This window comes from Aeromonas sp. ZOR0001, assembly GCF_000801015.1.
Classification (GTDB): domain Bacteria; phylum Pseudomonadota; class Gammaproteobacteria; order Enterobacterales; family Aeromonadaceae; genus Aeromonas; species Aeromonas veronii.
This window is the reverse complement of the sequence record NZ_JRJY01000004.1, coordinates 28274-44731: the sequence shown is the minus strand read 5'-3', so window position 1 is coordinate 44731 and position 16458 is coordinate 28274. Positions and strand designations below refer to the sequence as shown.

The window sequence follows — 16458 nt, the reverse complement described above, 5'->3', positions numbered from 1 at the left end:
TCATGATATTGGATAGTGTCGTTAGCAGCAGTAAAGAGAGTGTTAAAGCATGGCGTAAGTCGGATACAACCTGGGGACTCGGTCTATTTGGTACAGCGATCGGTGCAGGTGTTCTATTTTTCCCCATTCGGGCCGGATATGGTGGCCTGATACCAATATTAATCATGTTGGTGCTGGCTTACCCCATTGCATTTTATTGCCACAGGGCGTTGGCCAGATTATGTCTTTCTGGCAGCAATCCATCGGCAAATATTACCGAGACCGTTGAAGAGCATTTTGGTAAAATGGGCGGGGTGGTAATTACCTTCCTCTATTTCTTTGCCATCTGCCCACTGCTTTGGATATATGGTGTGACAATCACCAATACCTTCATGGCATTCTGGGAGCATCAGTTGCAAATGGCGCCGCTCAATCGGGGTGTTGTCGCCCTTGGGTTGCTGCTGTTGATGGCCTTCGTGATCTATTTCGGCAAGGATCTGATGGTTCGCGTGATGAGCTATCTGGTATTTCCTTTCATCGCCAGTCTGGTGGTTATCTCTCTCTCCCTCGTTCCGTACTGGAACAGTGCCGTCTTTGATCAGGTCAATCTGAGCGAGATATCGATGTTTGGTCACGACGGTATTCTGGTCACCGTCTGGTTGGGGATCTCCATCATGGTCTTCTCCTTCAACTTCTCGCCGATTGTCTCCTCTTTCATCGTCTCCAAACGGGAAGAGTATGAGCAGGAGTTCGGTCGCGATTTTACCGAGAAGCGCTGCTCGAAGATTATCTCCGGTGCCAGCATGCTGATGGTGGCCGTGGTGATGTTCTTTGCCTTCAGCTGCCTCTTTACCCTGTCGCCGCAAAATATGGCGGAAGCCAAGGCCCAGAATATTCCGGTGCTCTCCTATCTGGCCAACCACTTTTCCTCGCTGGCTGGCAGCAAGTCTGCATTTGCCACCACCCTGGAGTATGCCGCTTCCATCATTGCGCTGGTTGCCATCTTCAAATCCTTCTTCGGCCACTATCTGGGGACGCTGGAAGGGTTGAACGGCCTTATCCTCCGCTTTGGCTACCAGGGCGACAAGAGCAAGGTTTCCAGTAAAAAACTCAACATGGTCAGTATGTTGTTCATCATGGGCTCGACCTGGCTGGTCGCTTATGTGAACCCCAACATCCTCGACCTGATTGAGGCAATGGGGGCGCCGATCATCGCTTCCCTGCTCTGTCTGCTGCCGATGTATGCGGTGAGCAAGACACCTGCGCTGGCCAAATATAAAGGCCAGGCCAGCAACGTGTTTGTCACCATCATCGGTGTGCTGACCATCCTGAATATTGTTTCCAAGCTGTTCTGAAAACCTTTTCTGCAAGTCATCAGCCATTCAGACCCTGACCTCTTGGCGGGGTCTGCATGGCGCAGTCAGAAGCGCGCAATAACCGGTTCTTGGTTGGTCCAATTATTTGGGCCCAGGGCAAGACTATCCGTTATTTGGCCACCACAAACAGTGGTAAATATGTTCTGACTGCAGTGACTCGACATCATAAATATCGAGGCGATGTAATGAAGTTTGATTCGTTGGTTCTGGTTATCAATTGCGGCTCTTCGTCGGTCAAATTCTCGGTACTGGAGAGTCAATCCTGTGAGGTGGTGATATCCGGTATGGCGGATGGTATTGAGACGGCCCATCCCCAATTGCAAGTGGGTAAAGAGCCCGCTATGTCATTACCTGAAAATAACCACACCTGTGCATTGGCTGCCATTGCGGCTGAATTGAACAAGCGCGATCTGCTGGATTCGATTGTGCTGATTGGTCATCGGATTGCGCATGGTGGCAGTGAATTTAGCGAAGCCGTGATCATTGATGAACATGTCTTGGCCAAAATAAAGCAGGTGTCACCCTTGGCCCCCCTGCACAATCACGCCAATCTGAGCGGTGTGATGGCGGCTCGTCAGCTATTTCCGACACAACCCCAAATTGCGGTATTTGATACCGGCTTTCACCAGACCCTCAAGCCGGAAGCCTATATCTATGGGCTGCCTTATCAATATTTGCAGGATTACGGTGTGCGCCGTTATGGCTTCCATGGCACCTCTCATCGCTATGTCGCCGAGCAGGCTTGCGTATTTATGGGGCTGGATGAGCAGCATGCCGGTCTGGTCATCGCCCATCTGGGCAATGGCGCCTCTATTTGTGCGGTACAGGATGGCAAGAGCGTCGATACCTCGATGGGGATGACCCCGCTGGAGGGGCTGATTATGGGCAGTCGCAGCGGTGATATCGACTTTGGTGCGCTGGCCTATATCGCCAGCAAGACGGGGCAATCCATCGAGGATATCGAACGGATATTGAATAAGCACTCCGGTTTGCTCGGTATTTCCGGCCTCTCTTCCGATATGCGCGTACTGGAGGCTGCTTATCACGAAGGGCACCCCGGCGCGAAACTGGCGATCCACGCCTTTGTCCACCGTATTGCCCGCCATATCGGCGGCCATGCCACCTCATTGCGCCGGATGGATGCCGTTATTTTCACCGGCGGGATCGGCGAGAACTCGGCCTTTATCAGAAAGCTGGTATGCGAACGGCTTCAGGTATTTGGCGTAGCGATCAGCGAGCCGTTTAACCAGCGTCCCAATAGCGAGGGCTGCCGGGTAATTTCGGCGGCAGAGTCCATGGTGCTGGCGGCAGTTATTCCCACCAATGAAGAGAAAATGATCGCGCTGGATGCCATTCGTCTGGGGCAGCAGGTTCGTCAGGCCGAGTGCGTCTGACATCTTCCACTGTAGTGTCATGAGTAGTGAATGAGGTTTATTTGATGAAAGTTGATATGCAATTGGATCAGGATAAATTCCGTCAGGCATGGCAAGGGTTTGCCGGTGAAAACTGGAAGCACGAGATCAACGTCCGTGATTTTATCCAGCAGAACTACACCCCCTATGAAGGTGACGAACAGTTTTTAGCAGATGCGACCGAAGCGACCACCACTTTATGGAACAAGGTGATGGAGGGGATCCGCATCGAGAATGCCACCCACGCGCCCGTTGATTTTGATACCAATATTGCCACCACAATCACCGCCCACGGGCCGGGTTATATCGAGCAGGGGCTGGAAAAAATCGTTGGCCTGCAAACCGACAAGCCCCTTAAAAGAGCACTGCATCCATTTGGCGGCGTAAATATGATCCGCAGCTCTTTTGAAGCATATGGCCGGGAGATGGATCCCGAATTTGAATATACCTTCAGCGAATTGCGCAAAACCCATAACCAGGGAGTGTTCGACGTCTACTCTCCCGAGATGTTGCGCTGCCGAAAATCAGGAATTTTGACCGGTTTGCCGGATGGTTACGGCCGTGGTCGCATTATCGGAGATTATCGTCGGGTCGCGCTCTATGGCATAGATTATCTAATCCGTGAGCGGGAGCTGCAGTTTGCCGATCTGCAACCGGCGCTTGAGCGGGGAGAGCTGCTGGAGCAGGTGATCCGCCAGCGCGAGGAGCTGGCCGAGCACAAGCGGGCACTGGTGCAGATCAAGCAGATGGCGGCCAACTACGGCTTCGATATCTCAGGGCCAGCACGCACGGCGCAGCAGGCAGTGCAGTGGCTCTACTTTGCCTATCTGGCGGCGGTGAAGTCGCAAAATGGCGGGGCCATGTCCCTCGGTCGTACTGCCACTTTCCTCGACATCTATATCGAGCGGGATCTTAAGGCGGGGCTTATCAGCGAGCAGGATGCCCAGGAGCTGGTTGATCACTTCATCATGAAGATCCGCATGGTACGTTTCCTGCGTACCCCCGAGTTTGACTCCCTCTTCTCCGGCGACCCCATCTGGGCGACCGAGGTGATCGGTGGCATGGGGCTGGATGGTCGCACCCTGGTGACCAAGAACTCCTTCCGTTACCTCCACACCCTCAAGACCATGGGGCCGGCGCCCGAGCCCAACCTCACTATCCTCTGGGCAGAAGGATTGCCGCGAGCCTTCAAGACCTATGCGGCCCGCGTCTCCATCGATACCTCATCCCTGCAGTATGAAAACGATGACCTGATGCGCACCGACTTCGAGAGCGATGACTACGCCATCGCTTGCTGCGTGAGCCCCATGGTGATCGGCAAGCAGATGCAGTTCTTCGGTGCCCGCGCCAACCTGGCCAAGACCCTGCTCTATTGCATCAACGGCGGGGTGGACGAGAAGCTGAAGATCCAGGTCGGCCCGAAAGTGGCGCCCATCATGGACGAGGTGCTGGATTACGACACTGTCATGGCCAGCCTCGACAGCTTTATGGATTGGCTGGCGGTGCAGTACATCAGCGCGTTGAACCTGATCCACTACATGCACGACAAGTACAGCTATGAGGCCTCGCTGATGGCGCTGCACGATCGCGACGTCTATCGCACAATGGCCTGCGGCATTGCCGGTCTGTCAGTGGCGGTCGATTCGCTGGCGGCCATCAAGTACGCTCGGGTCAAGCCGGTGCGCGATGCTGACGGGCTGGCGGTCGATTTCGTGATTGAGGGGGAGTATCCCCAGTACGGCAACAACGATGAGCGGGCCGACTCCATCGCCTGCGATCTGGTCGAGCGCTTCATGAAGAAGATCCAGGGGCTGCCGACCTACCGCAATGCGGTACCGACCCAGTCGATCCTGACCATCACCTCCAACGTGGTCTATGGCCAGAAGACTGGCAACACCCCGGATGGCCGCCGCGCCAGTGCCCCGTTTGCACCGGGAGCCAACCCGATGCACGGTCGGGATCGCAAGGGGGCGGTCGCTTCGCTGGCCTCGGTGGCCAAGCTGCCGTTCAAATACGCCAAGGACGGGATCTCCTACACCTTCTCCATCGTGCCGGGGGCGCTCGGCAAGGAGCCGGCCAATCGCGAGAGCAATCTGGTGGGGCTGATGGATGGCTACTTCCATCATGAGCGGGATGTGGAAGGGGGTCAGCACCTCAACGTCAATGTGATGAATCGCGAGATGCTGCTGGATGCCATCGACAATCCGGACAAGTACCCCAGCCTGACCATCCGGGTCTCCGGTTATGCGGTGCGCTTCAACGCCCTGACCCGCGAGCAGCAGCAGGACGTCATCTCCAGAACCTTCACCAACATGATGTAGCTCTCATGCCCGGGGTGAGCAGGCTTGCTCCGGGCCTACTTTTTGTTTGTCAGCACGAGGAAGTAACAGATGCGACAGGTTATCACTACCAAGGCGGCGCCGAGCGCCATCGGCCCCTATGTGCAGGCCACCCGGATTGGCAACATCCTATACACCTCCGGTCAGATCCCGCTGGACCCGGTGAGCGGCGACGTTGTGGAGGGGATCGAAGCGCAGACCCTGCGCTCGCTGCAAAACGTACAGGCGATTGTCGAGGCGGCAGGCGGCGAGGTGCGCAACATCTTCAAGACCACGGTGTTTGTCTCGGATCTGAACGACTTTGCTGCGGTAAATCAGGTCTACAACGACTTCTTCACCGAGCACGATGCCATGTATCCGGCGCGCTCCTGCGTGGAAGTGGCTCGGTTACCGAAGGATGTGAAGATTGAGATAGAGGCGATTGCTGCGCTGTAACCCCATCGGGAGTGTGTCAGCAAGCCAAAACAGAGCGGCTGCCAATGGCAGCCGCTTTTGTCTATATGGTCATCGGGCAGATCAGGCGATCCGTTCGATACGAGCCATGTAGAAGCCGTCGAAGCCGGTCTCGGACGGGCTCACGGTGTGATCGTCACGTAGACGGAAGTTCTCGTTGGCGGCGAGGAACTTGTCCACTTGCTGACGGTTTTCCTCGGGCAGGATGGAGCAGGTTGCATAGACCAGCAGGCCGCCCACCTTCACCATCTGGCTGTAACGCTGCAGGATCTCTTCTTGCAGCGCGACCAGCACCGGCAGACGCTCGGCGGTATCACGCCACTTGGCATCCGGATTGCGCTTGAGTACGCCAAGACCGGAACAGGGCACGTCAAGCAGTACGCGGTCGGCGCTCTCTTTGAGGCGCTTGACGGTCTTGCTGCTGGTGATGACCCGGGTCTCCACGTTGTGGGCACCGGCGCGACGGGCGCGTTGCTTGAGGTTCTCCAGCTTCCACTCTTCCACATCCATCGCCAGCAGGCGGCCTTTGCCCTGCATCATGGCGGCGATATGCAGGGTCTTGCCACCGGCACCGGCGCAGGCGTCGATAACGCGCATGCCTGGGGCAACTTCCAGCGCAGCAGCAACCAGCTGGGAGCCAGCGTCCTGCTGTTCGAAGCAACCATCGGCGAAGGCCTTGGTACGGAACAGGGCGGCGTCGGAGGTGACCTGCAGGGCTGTCTCCACACCTTCAACCGGAATGGTGGTGACCTGCTCTTTGGCCAGCATGGCCTGCAGCTCATCACGGGTGCACTTGAGGGTGTTGACCCGAAGGTAACGCTTGGGCATCCAGGCCAGGGCGGCACGCTCGGCAGGCCAGGCTTCACCCAGCTGCTCGCTACCCAGTTTCTCCAACCAGCTCGGGCAACCATCCATCAATACCGGGTTCTTCTTCGCCTCGGTCAGACGGCGGCGGAATGCTTCTTCATTGAAGCGATCCAGGGTCGGGTGGTTGGGCTGGGCAATTTTGTGGAAGGCATGCCAGCTGTGCAGCAGCGGCCAGACATTCTTTTCGGCCTGACGCACCTGAATACCGGTGAGGAAACAATAGAGGCTGAGACGGCGCAGCAGGTCGCCGGTGACCAGGGCAATCCTTGCCTGTTCTTGCGGTTTGAGTTCGATGCCGGAGAAGTGACGGGCATAGGCGCGGTCGAGGGTAAGACCCTGACCGAGCACATCGTCAACAATGGCAACGACCAGATCCCCGAAACGGGGCAACAGTGGGGATTTGAGCATGAGATTAACCTTGGCCAGATAAAGATGAACCATCCGAGTAGCTGTGGATGATTCTAAAACAGATAAACCGGCGCAATGATAGGTGTAAGGGTCATGCGGTGCAAGGTAGATATATAAAGTGTGGTCGAGTGTGATTCCCTTTTTGACTGTGACTACGTCTGAAAATTGGCAAGAGCAACTGCCGAAGTGTTATCTGTTCTGCGGTGGAGTGCTCGGCTGCGTTATGGCTTGTCACTGGAAGATGAGCGGAGCACAATGCCTGCGTCACTCTCTTGATGGTCGTGGAACCATTATTTATTTGAAGGAAAATCAAGATGATGGATGTTGCTGATCTGCGCCGTGAATACTCCCGTGGCGGGCTGCACCGGGCCGATCTGCCGGCCGAGCCCCTCGAGCTGTTCGAGAAGTGGTTGGCGCAGGCCTGTGAAGCCAAATTGACCGATCCCACCGCCATGGTTGTGGCGACGGTGGATGCCGATGGTCAGCCCTGGCAGCGTACCGTGCTGCTCAAGCACTACGACGCCCAGGGGATGGTCTTTTACACCAACATGGGGAGTCGCAAGGCGCAGCAGCTGGAAGGCAATCCCCGTATCAGCCTGCTCTTCCCCTGGCACACGCTGGACAGACAGGTTCATGTGACTGGCCGGGTGGAGAAGATGAGCACCTTCGAGGTGATGAAGTATTTCCACAGCCGTCCCAAGGATAGCCAGATCGCTGCCTGGGTCTCCAAGCAGTCGACCCGCATCTCGGCCCGCGGCGTGCTGGAGGCCAAGTTCCTCGAGCTCAAGCAGAAGTTTGCCAATGGCGAAGTGCCGCTGCCGAGCTTCTGGGGCGGATTCCGGGTGGTGATCGAGACGGTGGAGTTCTGGCAGGGGGGCGAGCACCGGCTGCACGACCGCTTCTACTACACCCGCGACGGGGATGGCTGGCATATCGAGCGTCTGGCTCCCTGAGCGCGCTATTCAAATCTGTTTTCACAAGGAGTGTGTATGCGTCTGTATGGTGATCTGCGTTCCGGCAACTGTTACAAGGTGTGGCTGCTGGCTCGCTGGCTGGAGCTGCCCCTTGAGTGGGTAGAGGTCGATATTCAGGCGGGGGATACCCGTACCCCCGCATTTTTGGCCATGAACCCCAACGGCAAGATCCCGGTGCTGGAGATTGGCCAGGGCGATACGCTGGCGGAATCCAATGCCATCCTCTTCTTTCTGGCGCAAGCGCAAGGTAGCACCTTGTGGCCAACCGATCCGCGCCAGCAGGCCGAGGTGCTCAAATGGATGTTCTTCGAGCAGTACAGCCATGAGCCCTACATCGCGGTGGCCCGCTTTATCGTTCACTATCTCGGCCGACCCGAGTCGCAGGAGGCGCGGCTCGACGGTCTGAAAGCCGGTGGCGAGAAGGCGCTGGCGGTAATGGAGCAGCAGCTGAAACAGAGCCCCTACCTGTGCGGTGATGCGCCTACCATCGCCGATATCGCCCTTTATGCCTACACCCACGTGGCAGAGGAGGGGATCTTCTCCCTGCAGGGGTGGCCTGCTATCCGTAGCTGGATCGCCCGTATCGAAGCCCATCCCCGCCATCTGACGCTGCCAGTGGCCTGTCAGGCCAGCTGATGGAATTGCTGATCGAGGCCAGTCTGTGGCAACCGCAGTGGGCTGCGCTGTTGCAGCACTGGCAGCAGCAAGGTCATTGCTGGCACCTGCTGCTCGGCAAAGAGGCGGCGGCCGCCCTCGATCAAACCGATGCACCCTGGGCGAGCAGCCCTCCTGACGGTGTGCTCTGCCCGGGGGCCCTACTGGCTGCTTGGCTCGATGGGGATCTGCTGGCGGATTTTCATGTTGATCCCAGCTGCCAGATCCTGATCAGTGCCTCCACCTCGCTGCTGACCCTCGCCAGGGAGCAGGGACTGCTCACCCTTGGCCCTGTGGGGGCTGACTTGCCGCTCACCCCCGAGGCCGATTTGGGCGCCGTGCTCAATCGCCTGCTGGCGCGTCGCGTGACGGTGCCGACTCTGGCTGAGGATCATCCGCTATCAGGCGTCGAGCTGCGACCACTGCAGGCTGACGATGATCGCGAGATCGTGCGCTACTGCAGCGACGAGGCGCTGGCCCGCTACACCCTTAATATTCCTCATCCCTATCCGCCGGAGGGGGCCCGCGACTGGCTGGCCCTCAGCTGGCGCAAGGCGGCGCTTGGCCTTGGCTGGAGCTGGGCCATCACCTTGCCAGAGGAGCAAGGTGCGGCGTTGCTTGGGGTGATCTCCCTGCACTGGAATGGCGAGCTCGCCTGGTGGGTGGGCGTGCCCTGGCAAAATCGCGGTCTGGCTACTCGGGCCGCTGGCTTGGTCAAGGGGTTCGCCTTTGACCAACTGCAACTGCCTGCGCTGACGGCTCGCCATATGCCAGACAATTTAGCCTCCGGCCGGGTGATGGCAAAAGTGGGGATGCACTATCGCGGGCGGCGCCATATCAGTGGTCGCCAGCCGTGTGACGTGAGCTACTGGCGACTGGATCGCGCACCCTCCTTACCCGACCCCTTGCGCGAGGAAATTTCCCGCTGGCTGGCAGATGAGCGGATCGCCGTGGTGATCCTGTGGGATCCTGTAACGTTGGATCGGCAGAGTACCAACGGCAAGCTGGCTATATCGCTCTTTGTGGATGAGAGGGGCGCGGGGGAGAAGCCCTGTTTTCTGCGCTGCCCGCCGCATCTTGAGTGGTTGCTGGCGCTGCACTGTTATCCCGTCGATCTGCTGGAGCAGGCCGAACCGGAGCAGTTGTCCCATCTTGGCGGCGTCTTGCTGAAAGACAGGGATGAACAGGGACTGGCATGGTTGCTGCAACTGGCCGCGCTGCAGCGTCAGGGGCCCGATCTGCTCAGCCGCGAGGAGCGCGCATCACGGCTCCACTGGTTCAACCAATTGATTGCGCAGGCGCTGGGCGGCAACGGTGACTCGCCGCAGATACGCTATCAGCAGTTACGGCTGCTGGTGGAGCTGCCGGAGCTGGTCGACGAGCTGGATGGCTGTTGGCATCAAACGCCCGAACTGACCTTTGAGCGGTTGGCGCGGGAGGCTCCCGCCCTCTGGCTGGCCTACCGCGAGGCGATGAACAGGGTCACCCCGGCGACGCTAACCGCCTTGCAGCAGCAGTTTGCCGCTCGTTTTCCTGAGTGCACCCTCCCATTTTTGGACAAAGGTACTCAGAATGACCAGCCGTTGTGTGGAATAATGCCCGCTCTGCTGTACGAGGAGTAATACCTGATGTTGAGAACCGAGCGCCCCGGTGACATGCTGCCGGTTTATGAGCTGCTGAGTGCCGCCTTCGGTCGTTCCGATGAGGCCGAACTGGTCAACCGCCTGCGCGAATGTGGTGCTGCCGTAGTGACCATGGTCGAAGAGGAAGAGTACGAGTTCATGGGGCACCTGATGCTAAGCCCGATCACCATTAACGGCATGGAAGGGCCCTGGCTCGGTCTGGCGCCGGTCGCGGTTCATCCCGACTGGCAAGGCCAGGGGATTGGCTCGGATCTTATCCGTGAAGGGCTTGATACGGCGCTCGAGATGGACTGGAAAGGGGTGGTTGTACTCGGGGATCCGGCCTATTACAGCCGTTTCGGTTTCCGCTCGGCTAGCGAGTTTGGCCTCCACTGCATCTATGAGGTGCCTGCCGACTGCTTTATGGCGATGGAGTTGCAGGAAGGGGGGTTTGCGGGAGTGCAGGGGGAGGTGCTCTATCACCCCCTGTTTGATGAACTTCCCGACGAGCTGCCGGACGCGCAGGCAGAAGTGTCCCATTTATAGCGAGACGTTATAACGAGAAGTCGCAGCGACATGCCATAACGAAAAAGCCCTCATTGAGGGCTTTTTCAGTTTATATCAGTCCCTGCCGGGCTTATTCGAGCAAATTGGCTCAGGCAATGATGTCGAGCTGGGTGCCCTTGCGATTATCTTCGCCCACCATGTCACCCATCTGCTGGGCGAGCGGGCTCTGCTGGAATTGCATGTAGTCGCTCAGATTCTGCTGGCGCTGGTTGCGATTGGCCGCCTGATAGAGTTCAGCCGTGCTCGGGCCCGACTTGCTGTCGCTTTCCTGACCGCTGGCCTCCGGGTAGCGCTCCACCACGGCTTTATCTTGCTGGTTAGCCGTATAAGAGACCGCCAGGGTTCTGCGAGCCGTTGCTTTCTCTTCGCTCTGTGCCTGCAATTCATCCTTCTTGGTCAGTGCTTCGTTACGGGCCTGACTGACCTGCTCGGGTGTGACAGCCGGAGAGGAGGGGTATTTGCCGTAATCGGGCAGCGGCATGGGCCGGGAGGTGATTTGCATGGTGGCGCTTCTCTTGTGAACAGGGACGGACGCATGATACCCATCCATGTTAGCTCAATAAATCACCACTTGTCGGTTCATCAAGAGTGGGTTCAGTTTCGCGCATCGATTGTTAATTGAACCGTATCTGAGTGACAAAAAAGGCGCCATAAGGCGCCTTTTTGTCGTTCAGTCATCGCTGGATCAGTTGAAGAACCAGTACCCGCGGTTGACCAGACGGGTCAGCAGTTGCAGGAAACCGGCCTGATCGGCCAGCTCCACCATATCGGCTTGAGTGATGATGTCTTTGTCACACAACAGCGAAATGGCGGCCGCGTCTTCGCTCTGCAGGGTCCAGGCTTCGCCGTCGATGAAGCACTGCTGGCTTTCGCCGCTAAACCAGACGGTGCGCAGACCCGGCACCTTGATGGCTGGCTCGCCCTGGGTCAGCAGGTCGGCCACTTCCTCGGCGCTGTAGTCCGGCTCCACCGGATTGACGTCCAGATCGTGCTTGGCCTCGGAGATCATGGTGCCGAACCACTCCTTGAACAGGGTCTCGTCATCGAGAGCCTGCTGCATCAGCTCGCGCAGACGGTGCAGCTCGTGGGGCTGGATCTCGCCGTGACGGGCACGGGGCTTGAGGTCGGCATCGCCGTAACGCTCGGTACGCACCTCGTTGTCGATCAGGTGATCGGCAAAGGAGGAGATAAGCGCCTTGGCATCCGGTGCGCGGAAACCCACCGAGAAGTTCATGGAGGGCTCGATGGCGTAGCCTTCGTGGGGGAATCCGGGCGGAATGTAGAGGATGTCACCCGGCTCCATGATGACGTCGATGATCGCCTCGAACGGCTCGCAGTGCAGCAGTGCGGCGTGGGCGGCGAACTCGTTGAGCGGCTTGGCATCGCCGACTCGCCAGTGGCGTTTGCCCAGACCCTGGGTGATAAACACATCGTAATTGTCGATGTGGGGGCCGACACCCGCATGGGGGGTGGAGAAGCTCACCATCACATCGTCAAAGCGCCAGCCCGGGATGAACTGGAACGGCACCGCCAGCTCGTTCACCTCGGGAGCCCAGTGGTTGCAAGCCTGTACCAGAATGGTCCAGTTCTCTTCGCCCAGATGGTCGTAGGATTCGAAGGGGCCGTGGGCAGCATCCCACTTGCCGTCGAAACGGGTGACGAGGCGGGACTCGACCACCTCTTCCATGGCCAGACCCGCCAGCTCATCCGGGCTGATGGGATCCTGAAAGTCCTTGAAGCCACCCTTGATAAGGAGCGGGCGCTTCTGCCAGTAGTGCTCGAGGAAGTGAGCGATATCCAGATTGAGTTCGTACATGCTGTTTCTCGTGTCTCGCAAAGAGGTTTTGCCCAAGGCAGGCTTGGGAAAAGCCACTCGGGATCCTGCCGTGGCAGGGAAAATAACAGGGGCCCTGTGGCATATCGTGCACAGGGCCCCTTCGTCACTGCCGGTTGGCTTACTTCAGCAGATCAACCAGACGCTGGGCGTCACCGATGTAGTTGGCCGGGGTCAGCTTCTTCAGCTCAACCTTGACCGCTTCCGGCAACTCCAGGGTGTCGATAAAGGTACGCATCCCTTCGGCATCGACGCGGCGACCACGGGTCAGTTCCTTGAGCTTCTCGTAGGGCTTCTCGATACCGTAGCGGCGCATCACGGTCTGGATCGGCTCGGCCAGCACTTCCCAGTTGGCATCCAGATCGGCGGCCATGGCGGCGTCGTTGGCTTCCAGCTTGGAGATGCCCTTGAGGGTCGCCTGATAGGCAATCAGGGAGTAACCCACCGCCACGCCCAGGTTGCGCAGTACGGTCGAGTCAGTGAGATCACGCTGCCAGCGAGAGATAGGCAGCTTGCTCGCCAGATGCTGGAACACGGCATTGGCCAGACCCAGATTGCCTTCGGAGTTTTCGAAGTCGATGGGGTTGACCTTGTGCGGCATGGTGGAGGAGCCGATTTCGCCTGCGATGGTGCGCTGCTTGAAGTGACCCAGGGAGATGTAACCCCACACATCACGGTCGAAGTCGATCAGGATGGTGTTGAAGCGGGCCATGGCGTCGAACAGCTCGGCGATATAGTCGTGCGGCTCGATCTGGGTGGTGTAGGGGTTCCAGGTCAGACCCAGGGAGGTAACGAACTCCTCGGAGAACTGGTGCCAGTCCACATTCGGGTAGGCGCTAAGGTGGGCGTTGTAGTTGCCGACCGCACCGTTGATCTTGCCGAGGATCTCCACCGCCATGATCTGCTTGAACTGGCGCTCAAGACGGTAGGCGACGTTGGCCATCTCTTTGCCCATGGTGCTCGGGGTGGCAGGCTGACCGTGGGTGCGGGAGAGCAGCGGCATGTCACGATACTCGTGAGCCAGACGCTTGAGCTCGCTGATCAGCTTTTCGCAATAAGGCTTGATGACCTCTTCGCGAGCGGTTTTCAGCATCAGACCGTGGGAGTTGTTGTTGATGTCTTCGGAGGTGCAGGCGAAGTGGATGAACTCGCTGACAGCCGCCAGCTCCGGGTTCACTTCGACTTTCTCTTTGAGGAAGTACTCCACCGCTTTCACATCATGGTTGGTGGTGCGCTCGATCTGTTTGATACGGGCGGCGTCACTCTCGTTGAAGTTGCTGACGATGCCATCGAGCAGGGCGTTGGCGGCCGCGCTCAGGGCAGGGACTTCCGGGATCCCGGCGTGGCTGGCCAGTTTTTGCAACCAGCGCACCTCGACTTCGACGCGAAAACGCAGCAGGCCGAATTCGGAGAAGATAGGGCGCAGGGCATCGGCCTTGTCGCCATAACGACCGTCAATCGGGGAAACAGCAGTCAGCGCGGACAGCTCCATGGGGTGAACTCCTGATGATTTGTGTGGGGGATCCGTATCCACTCGCGCGTGGGGCTGAGTTGTCATCAAGGCGGATGTGCGGCTGTTCACCCTGATGTCGACCTCGCTTGCCCGCGCGCGAGCCGATGATTAGTAACGTTTGGCCAGCTCCACCATCTTCTTGCGAGCGAAGATGATCTGGGTGCGGCTGCCACCGAGCTGACGCCACAGCACGCAGGCACGAATGCCTGCCAGCAGCAGGGCGCGCACCTTGTGCTGCACCAGCGGCTGCTGCAGGAACAGCGGGGTACCCGCCACCTGGATGCGCGGCCCGATGGGGCTGATAAGATCGCTGTAGATGCTCGCCATGTTGGCCAAAATCTGCTCGTCGAGCAGATCGAAGTGCTGTTGCTGGCGACCGATCTGGCCGATCCGCTCACCCAGCATGTTGAGAATGTCCTTGCGCTTGGCCAGCTTGCGCTCCAGTGCAATCAGGCTTACCACGTAGCGGGTCAGCTCGGCATTCTTCTGGCTGCCGTCGGCACCCAGCTGCTCGACCAGCGCACGGTAGCCGTCGCGAATGGCCAGATGGGTGTTGTTGAACACCTCGAGCGGTTGGCTCGGGTTGGTCACCAGAATGCTGGAGAGGCTCTCGCGCAGGGCGGCCTCGTCACAGCTGCCGTCTCGGGCCACCTTCTGCACCAGATACGCGGCCTGGCAGATGCCGGCAAAGGCCATGGTTCTGTCTTGGAATTTATCGCTCACGTCTGCTGCCTTCTGTTAAGGATTCAAACCGGATGGCTGAAACGTTGTTCGATGATACCGCCGCCCAGACACACTTCCCCGTCGTAGAAGACGGCGGATTGGCCCGGGGTCACTGCAGCCTGTTTCTCGTCGAAGATGACCCGAATGGTCTCGTCGTCGATGGGCTGGATCAGGCAGGGGATATCCTGCTGACGGTAGCGGGTCTTGACGGTGCAACGACGCGGCTCGCGAATGGGAGTGCGATCCACCCAGTGCAGCTGGCTGGCGATGAGACCGTCGGAGTAGAGGCGGGGATGTTCGCCCTGCGCCACCACCAGCACGTTGCGCTCGACCTCTTTGTCGACCACGTACCAGGCCTCTTCGGTGGCATCTTTGCGACCACCGATGCCGAGCCCCTTGCGCTGGCCCAGGGTGTGATACATCAGCCCCTGATGCTCGCCGATCACCTTGCCATCCACGGTCTCGATTTTACCGGGCTGGGCGGGCAGGAACTTGGCCAGGAAGTCCTTGAACTTGCGCTCACCGATAAAGCAGATGCCGGTGGAGTCTTTCTTCTTGGCGGTGATGAGATCGAGCTGCTCGGCGATGCGGCGCACCTCGGGCTTTTCCAGATCGCCAACCGGGAACAGGCTCTGACCCACTTGCTTCTCGCTCAGGGTGTAGAGGAAGTAGCTCTGATCCTTGTTGGTATCGAGACCGCGCAGCAGGCGCGGGCGGCCGGTGCTGTCGTCACGGCGCACATAGTGGCCGGTGGCGATGTAGGTGGCACCCAGCTCTTCGGCGGCAAATTCGAGGAACGCCTTGAACTTGATCTCCTTGTTGCACAGGATATCCGGGTTTGGCGTGCGGCCAGCCTTGTACTCTTCGAGGAAGTGCTCGAACACATTGTCCCAGTACTCGGCCGCGAAGTTGATAGTGTGGAGTTTCATCCCCAGCTTGTCGCAGACGGCCTTGGCATCAGCCAAATCCTGGGCGGCAGAGCAGTACTCGTCCGTGTCGTCTTCTTCCCAGTTCTTCATGAACAAGCCTTCGACCTGATAGCCCTGCTGCTGGAGCAAGTAGGCCGAGACGGAAGAATCCACGCCGCCGGACATGCCGACGATCACCTTGATTTGGCTGTTGTCTGTCATTAGTCGAAGTTACCAGTTCGTTTAAACGGGGCGTATTCTACCAGAGTTTTGCGCCCCCGGTCACATATCCATGCCGCAGTTCCCATCAGGAGCCTGATAGCAGGAAATCGTTTTTCTGTTGTTGGCCTTTGTCACCGAAAAAGAGTGTCAAATGGCCTCAGATAAAGGCCTTGAGGGCCGAGAGCGGCAGCCGTGTCCCCGCCAGATAATCCTGAATACACTGCCACACCAAGGGGCTTCTCAGGGCCGGTTTGCATTCAGCTATTTCTTCAAGAGTGAGCCAGTGGCAAGCCAGCACATCACCGTCAGGATCCTCTGGATGGTGCTGACCCGGCGCTTTTTCAAGGTCGAAGATGATGGCGGTGCGCACATAGGTGGCCTCGCTGTCGGCCGGTTTGAAGAGATAGGTACCAAGCCAGGCGGTCGGCGTGGCGGTCAGACCCGTCTCCTCTTTCAGCTCACGACAGGCCGCTTCAAGCAGGTTTTCCCCCGGCTCCACATGGCCGGCGGGTTGGTTGAAACGGCGCTGGCCTTTTATCTCCTCTTCCACCACCAGAAAGCGCCCCTGCCACTGCACCAGGGCGGCGACCGTCAGGCGCGCCTCCAT

The 16458-nt window shown here is 58.5% G+C and carries 15 protein-coding genes; 8 read left to right on the top strand and 7 right to left on the bottom strand.

Translation table 11 applies throughout. The features are described 5' to 3' along the window. Positions 1-2: 2 nt before the first annotated feature. The 4 genes from tdcC (at position 3) to L972_RS00425 (ending at position 5541) form a co-directional block, all read left to right on the top strand. Positions 3-1334 (top strand): threonine/serine transporter TdcC, encoded by a 1332-nt coding sequence (tdcC, locus tag L972_RS00440; protein WP_047434282.1) that lies wholly within the window; start codon positions 3-5, stop codon positions 1332-1334. 56 nt (positions 1335-1390) lie between these two features. Beyond that, positions 1391-2749 (top strand): propionate kinase, encoded by a 1359-nt coding sequence (tdcD, locus tag L972_RS00435; RefSeq protein ID WP_269428808.1) that lies wholly within the window; start codon positions 1391-1393, stop codon positions 2747-2749. Positions 2750-2793: 44 nt separating this feature from the next. Continuing rightward, on the top strand, positions 2794-5088 hold the full coding sequence (gene pflB / locus L972_RS00430; protein WP_047434277.1) for a formate C-acetyltransferase: 2295 nt from the start codon (positions 2794-2796) through the stop codon (positions 5086-5088). A gap of 69 nt (positions 5089-5157) precedes the next feature. Continuing rightward, on the top strand, positions 5158-5541 hold the full coding sequence (locus L972_RS00425) for a RidA family protein (RefSeq protein ID WP_047434274.1): 384 nt from the start codon (positions 5158-5160) through the stop codon (positions 5539-5541). 81 nt (positions 5542-5622) lie between these two features. Here L972_RS00425 and L972_RS00420 read toward each other — a convergent pair whose 3' ends face one another. Next, the gene (locus tag L972_RS00420; protein ID WP_047434271.1) at positions 5623-6834 is read right to left on the bottom strand and encodes an RsmB/NOP family class I SAM-dependent RNA methyltransferase; all 1212 of its coding nucleotides are present in this window, start codon (positions 6832-6834) and stop codon (positions 5623-5625) included. Positions 6835-7148: 314 nt separating this feature from the next. Between L972_RS00420 and pdxH the strand changes: the two genes are divergently transcribed. The 4 genes from pdxH to L972_RS00400 are packed head-to-tail and all read left to right on the top strand — an operon-like array spanning position 7149 to position 10630. Then, entirely contained in the window at positions 7149-7787 is a 639-nt protein-coding gene (gene pdxH / locus L972_RS00415; RefSeq protein WP_042082460.1) for a pyridoxamine 5'-phosphate oxidase, read from the top strand. A 36-nt stretch (positions 7788-7823) separates the two neighbouring features. Beyond that, positions 7824-8444, top strand: a complete 621-nt coding sequence (locus L972_RS00410; RefSeq protein ID WP_047434268.1) for a glutathione S-transferase family protein — start codon at positions 7824-7826, stop codon at positions 8442-8444. After that, complete coding sequence (locus L972_RS00405; RefSeq protein WP_047434265.1) at positions 8444-10084, top strand: GNAT family N-acetyltransferase; 1641 nt, start codon at positions 8444-8446, stop codon at positions 10082-10084. The genes L972_RS00410 and L972_RS00405 overlap by 1 nt, the downstream gene beginning before the upstream one ends. Positions 10085-10090: 6 nt before the next feature. Continuing rightward, entirely contained in the window at positions 10091-10630 is a 540-nt protein-coding gene (locus L972_RS00400) for a GNAT family N-acetyltransferase (RefSeq protein WP_047434263.1), read from the top strand. Positions 10631-10739: 109 nt separating this feature from the next. Here L972_RS00400 and L972_RS00395 read toward each other — a convergent pair whose 3' ends face one another. From L972_RS00395 to L972_RS00370, 6 genes are all read right to left on the bottom strand, one after another. Beyond that, complete coding sequence (locus L972_RS00395) at positions 10740-11153, bottom strand: hypothetical protein (protein ID WP_047434260.1); 414 nt, start codon at positions 11151-11153, stop codon at positions 10740-10742. A 183-nt stretch (positions 11154-11336) separates the two neighbouring features. Next, entirely contained in the window at positions 11337-12467 is a 1131-nt protein-coding gene (locus tag L972_RS00390) for a ribosomal protein uL16 3-hydroxylase (RefSeq protein WP_005353621.1), read from the bottom strand. A 139-nt stretch (positions 12468-12606) separates the two neighbouring features. Further along, a complete protein-coding gene (gene purB / locus L972_RS00385) occupies positions 12607-13977 on the bottom strand; it encodes an adenylosuccinate lyase (RefSeq protein ID WP_047434256.1) in 1371 nt (456 codons plus the stop codon). Positions 13978-14106: 129 nt separating this feature from the next. Further along, the gene (gene hflD, locus L972_RS00380) at positions 14107-14721 is read right to left on the bottom strand and encodes a high frequency lysogenization protein HflD (RefSeq protein WP_047434253.1); all 615 of its coding nucleotides are present in this window, start codon (positions 14719-14721) and stop codon (positions 14107-14109) included. 23 nt (positions 14722-14744) lie between these two features. Continuing rightward, on the bottom strand, positions 14745-15851 hold the full coding sequence (gene mnmA, locus L972_RS00375) for a tRNA 2-thiouridine(34) synthase MnmA (RefSeq protein ID WP_005353619.1): 1107 nt from the start codon (positions 15849-15851) through the stop codon (positions 14745-14747). A 157-nt stretch (positions 15852-16008) separates the two neighbouring features. Next, the coding region (locus tag L972_RS00370; protein ID WP_041235196.1) for an NUDIX hydrolase at positions 16009-16458 on the bottom strand (450 nt) is incomplete at its 5' end.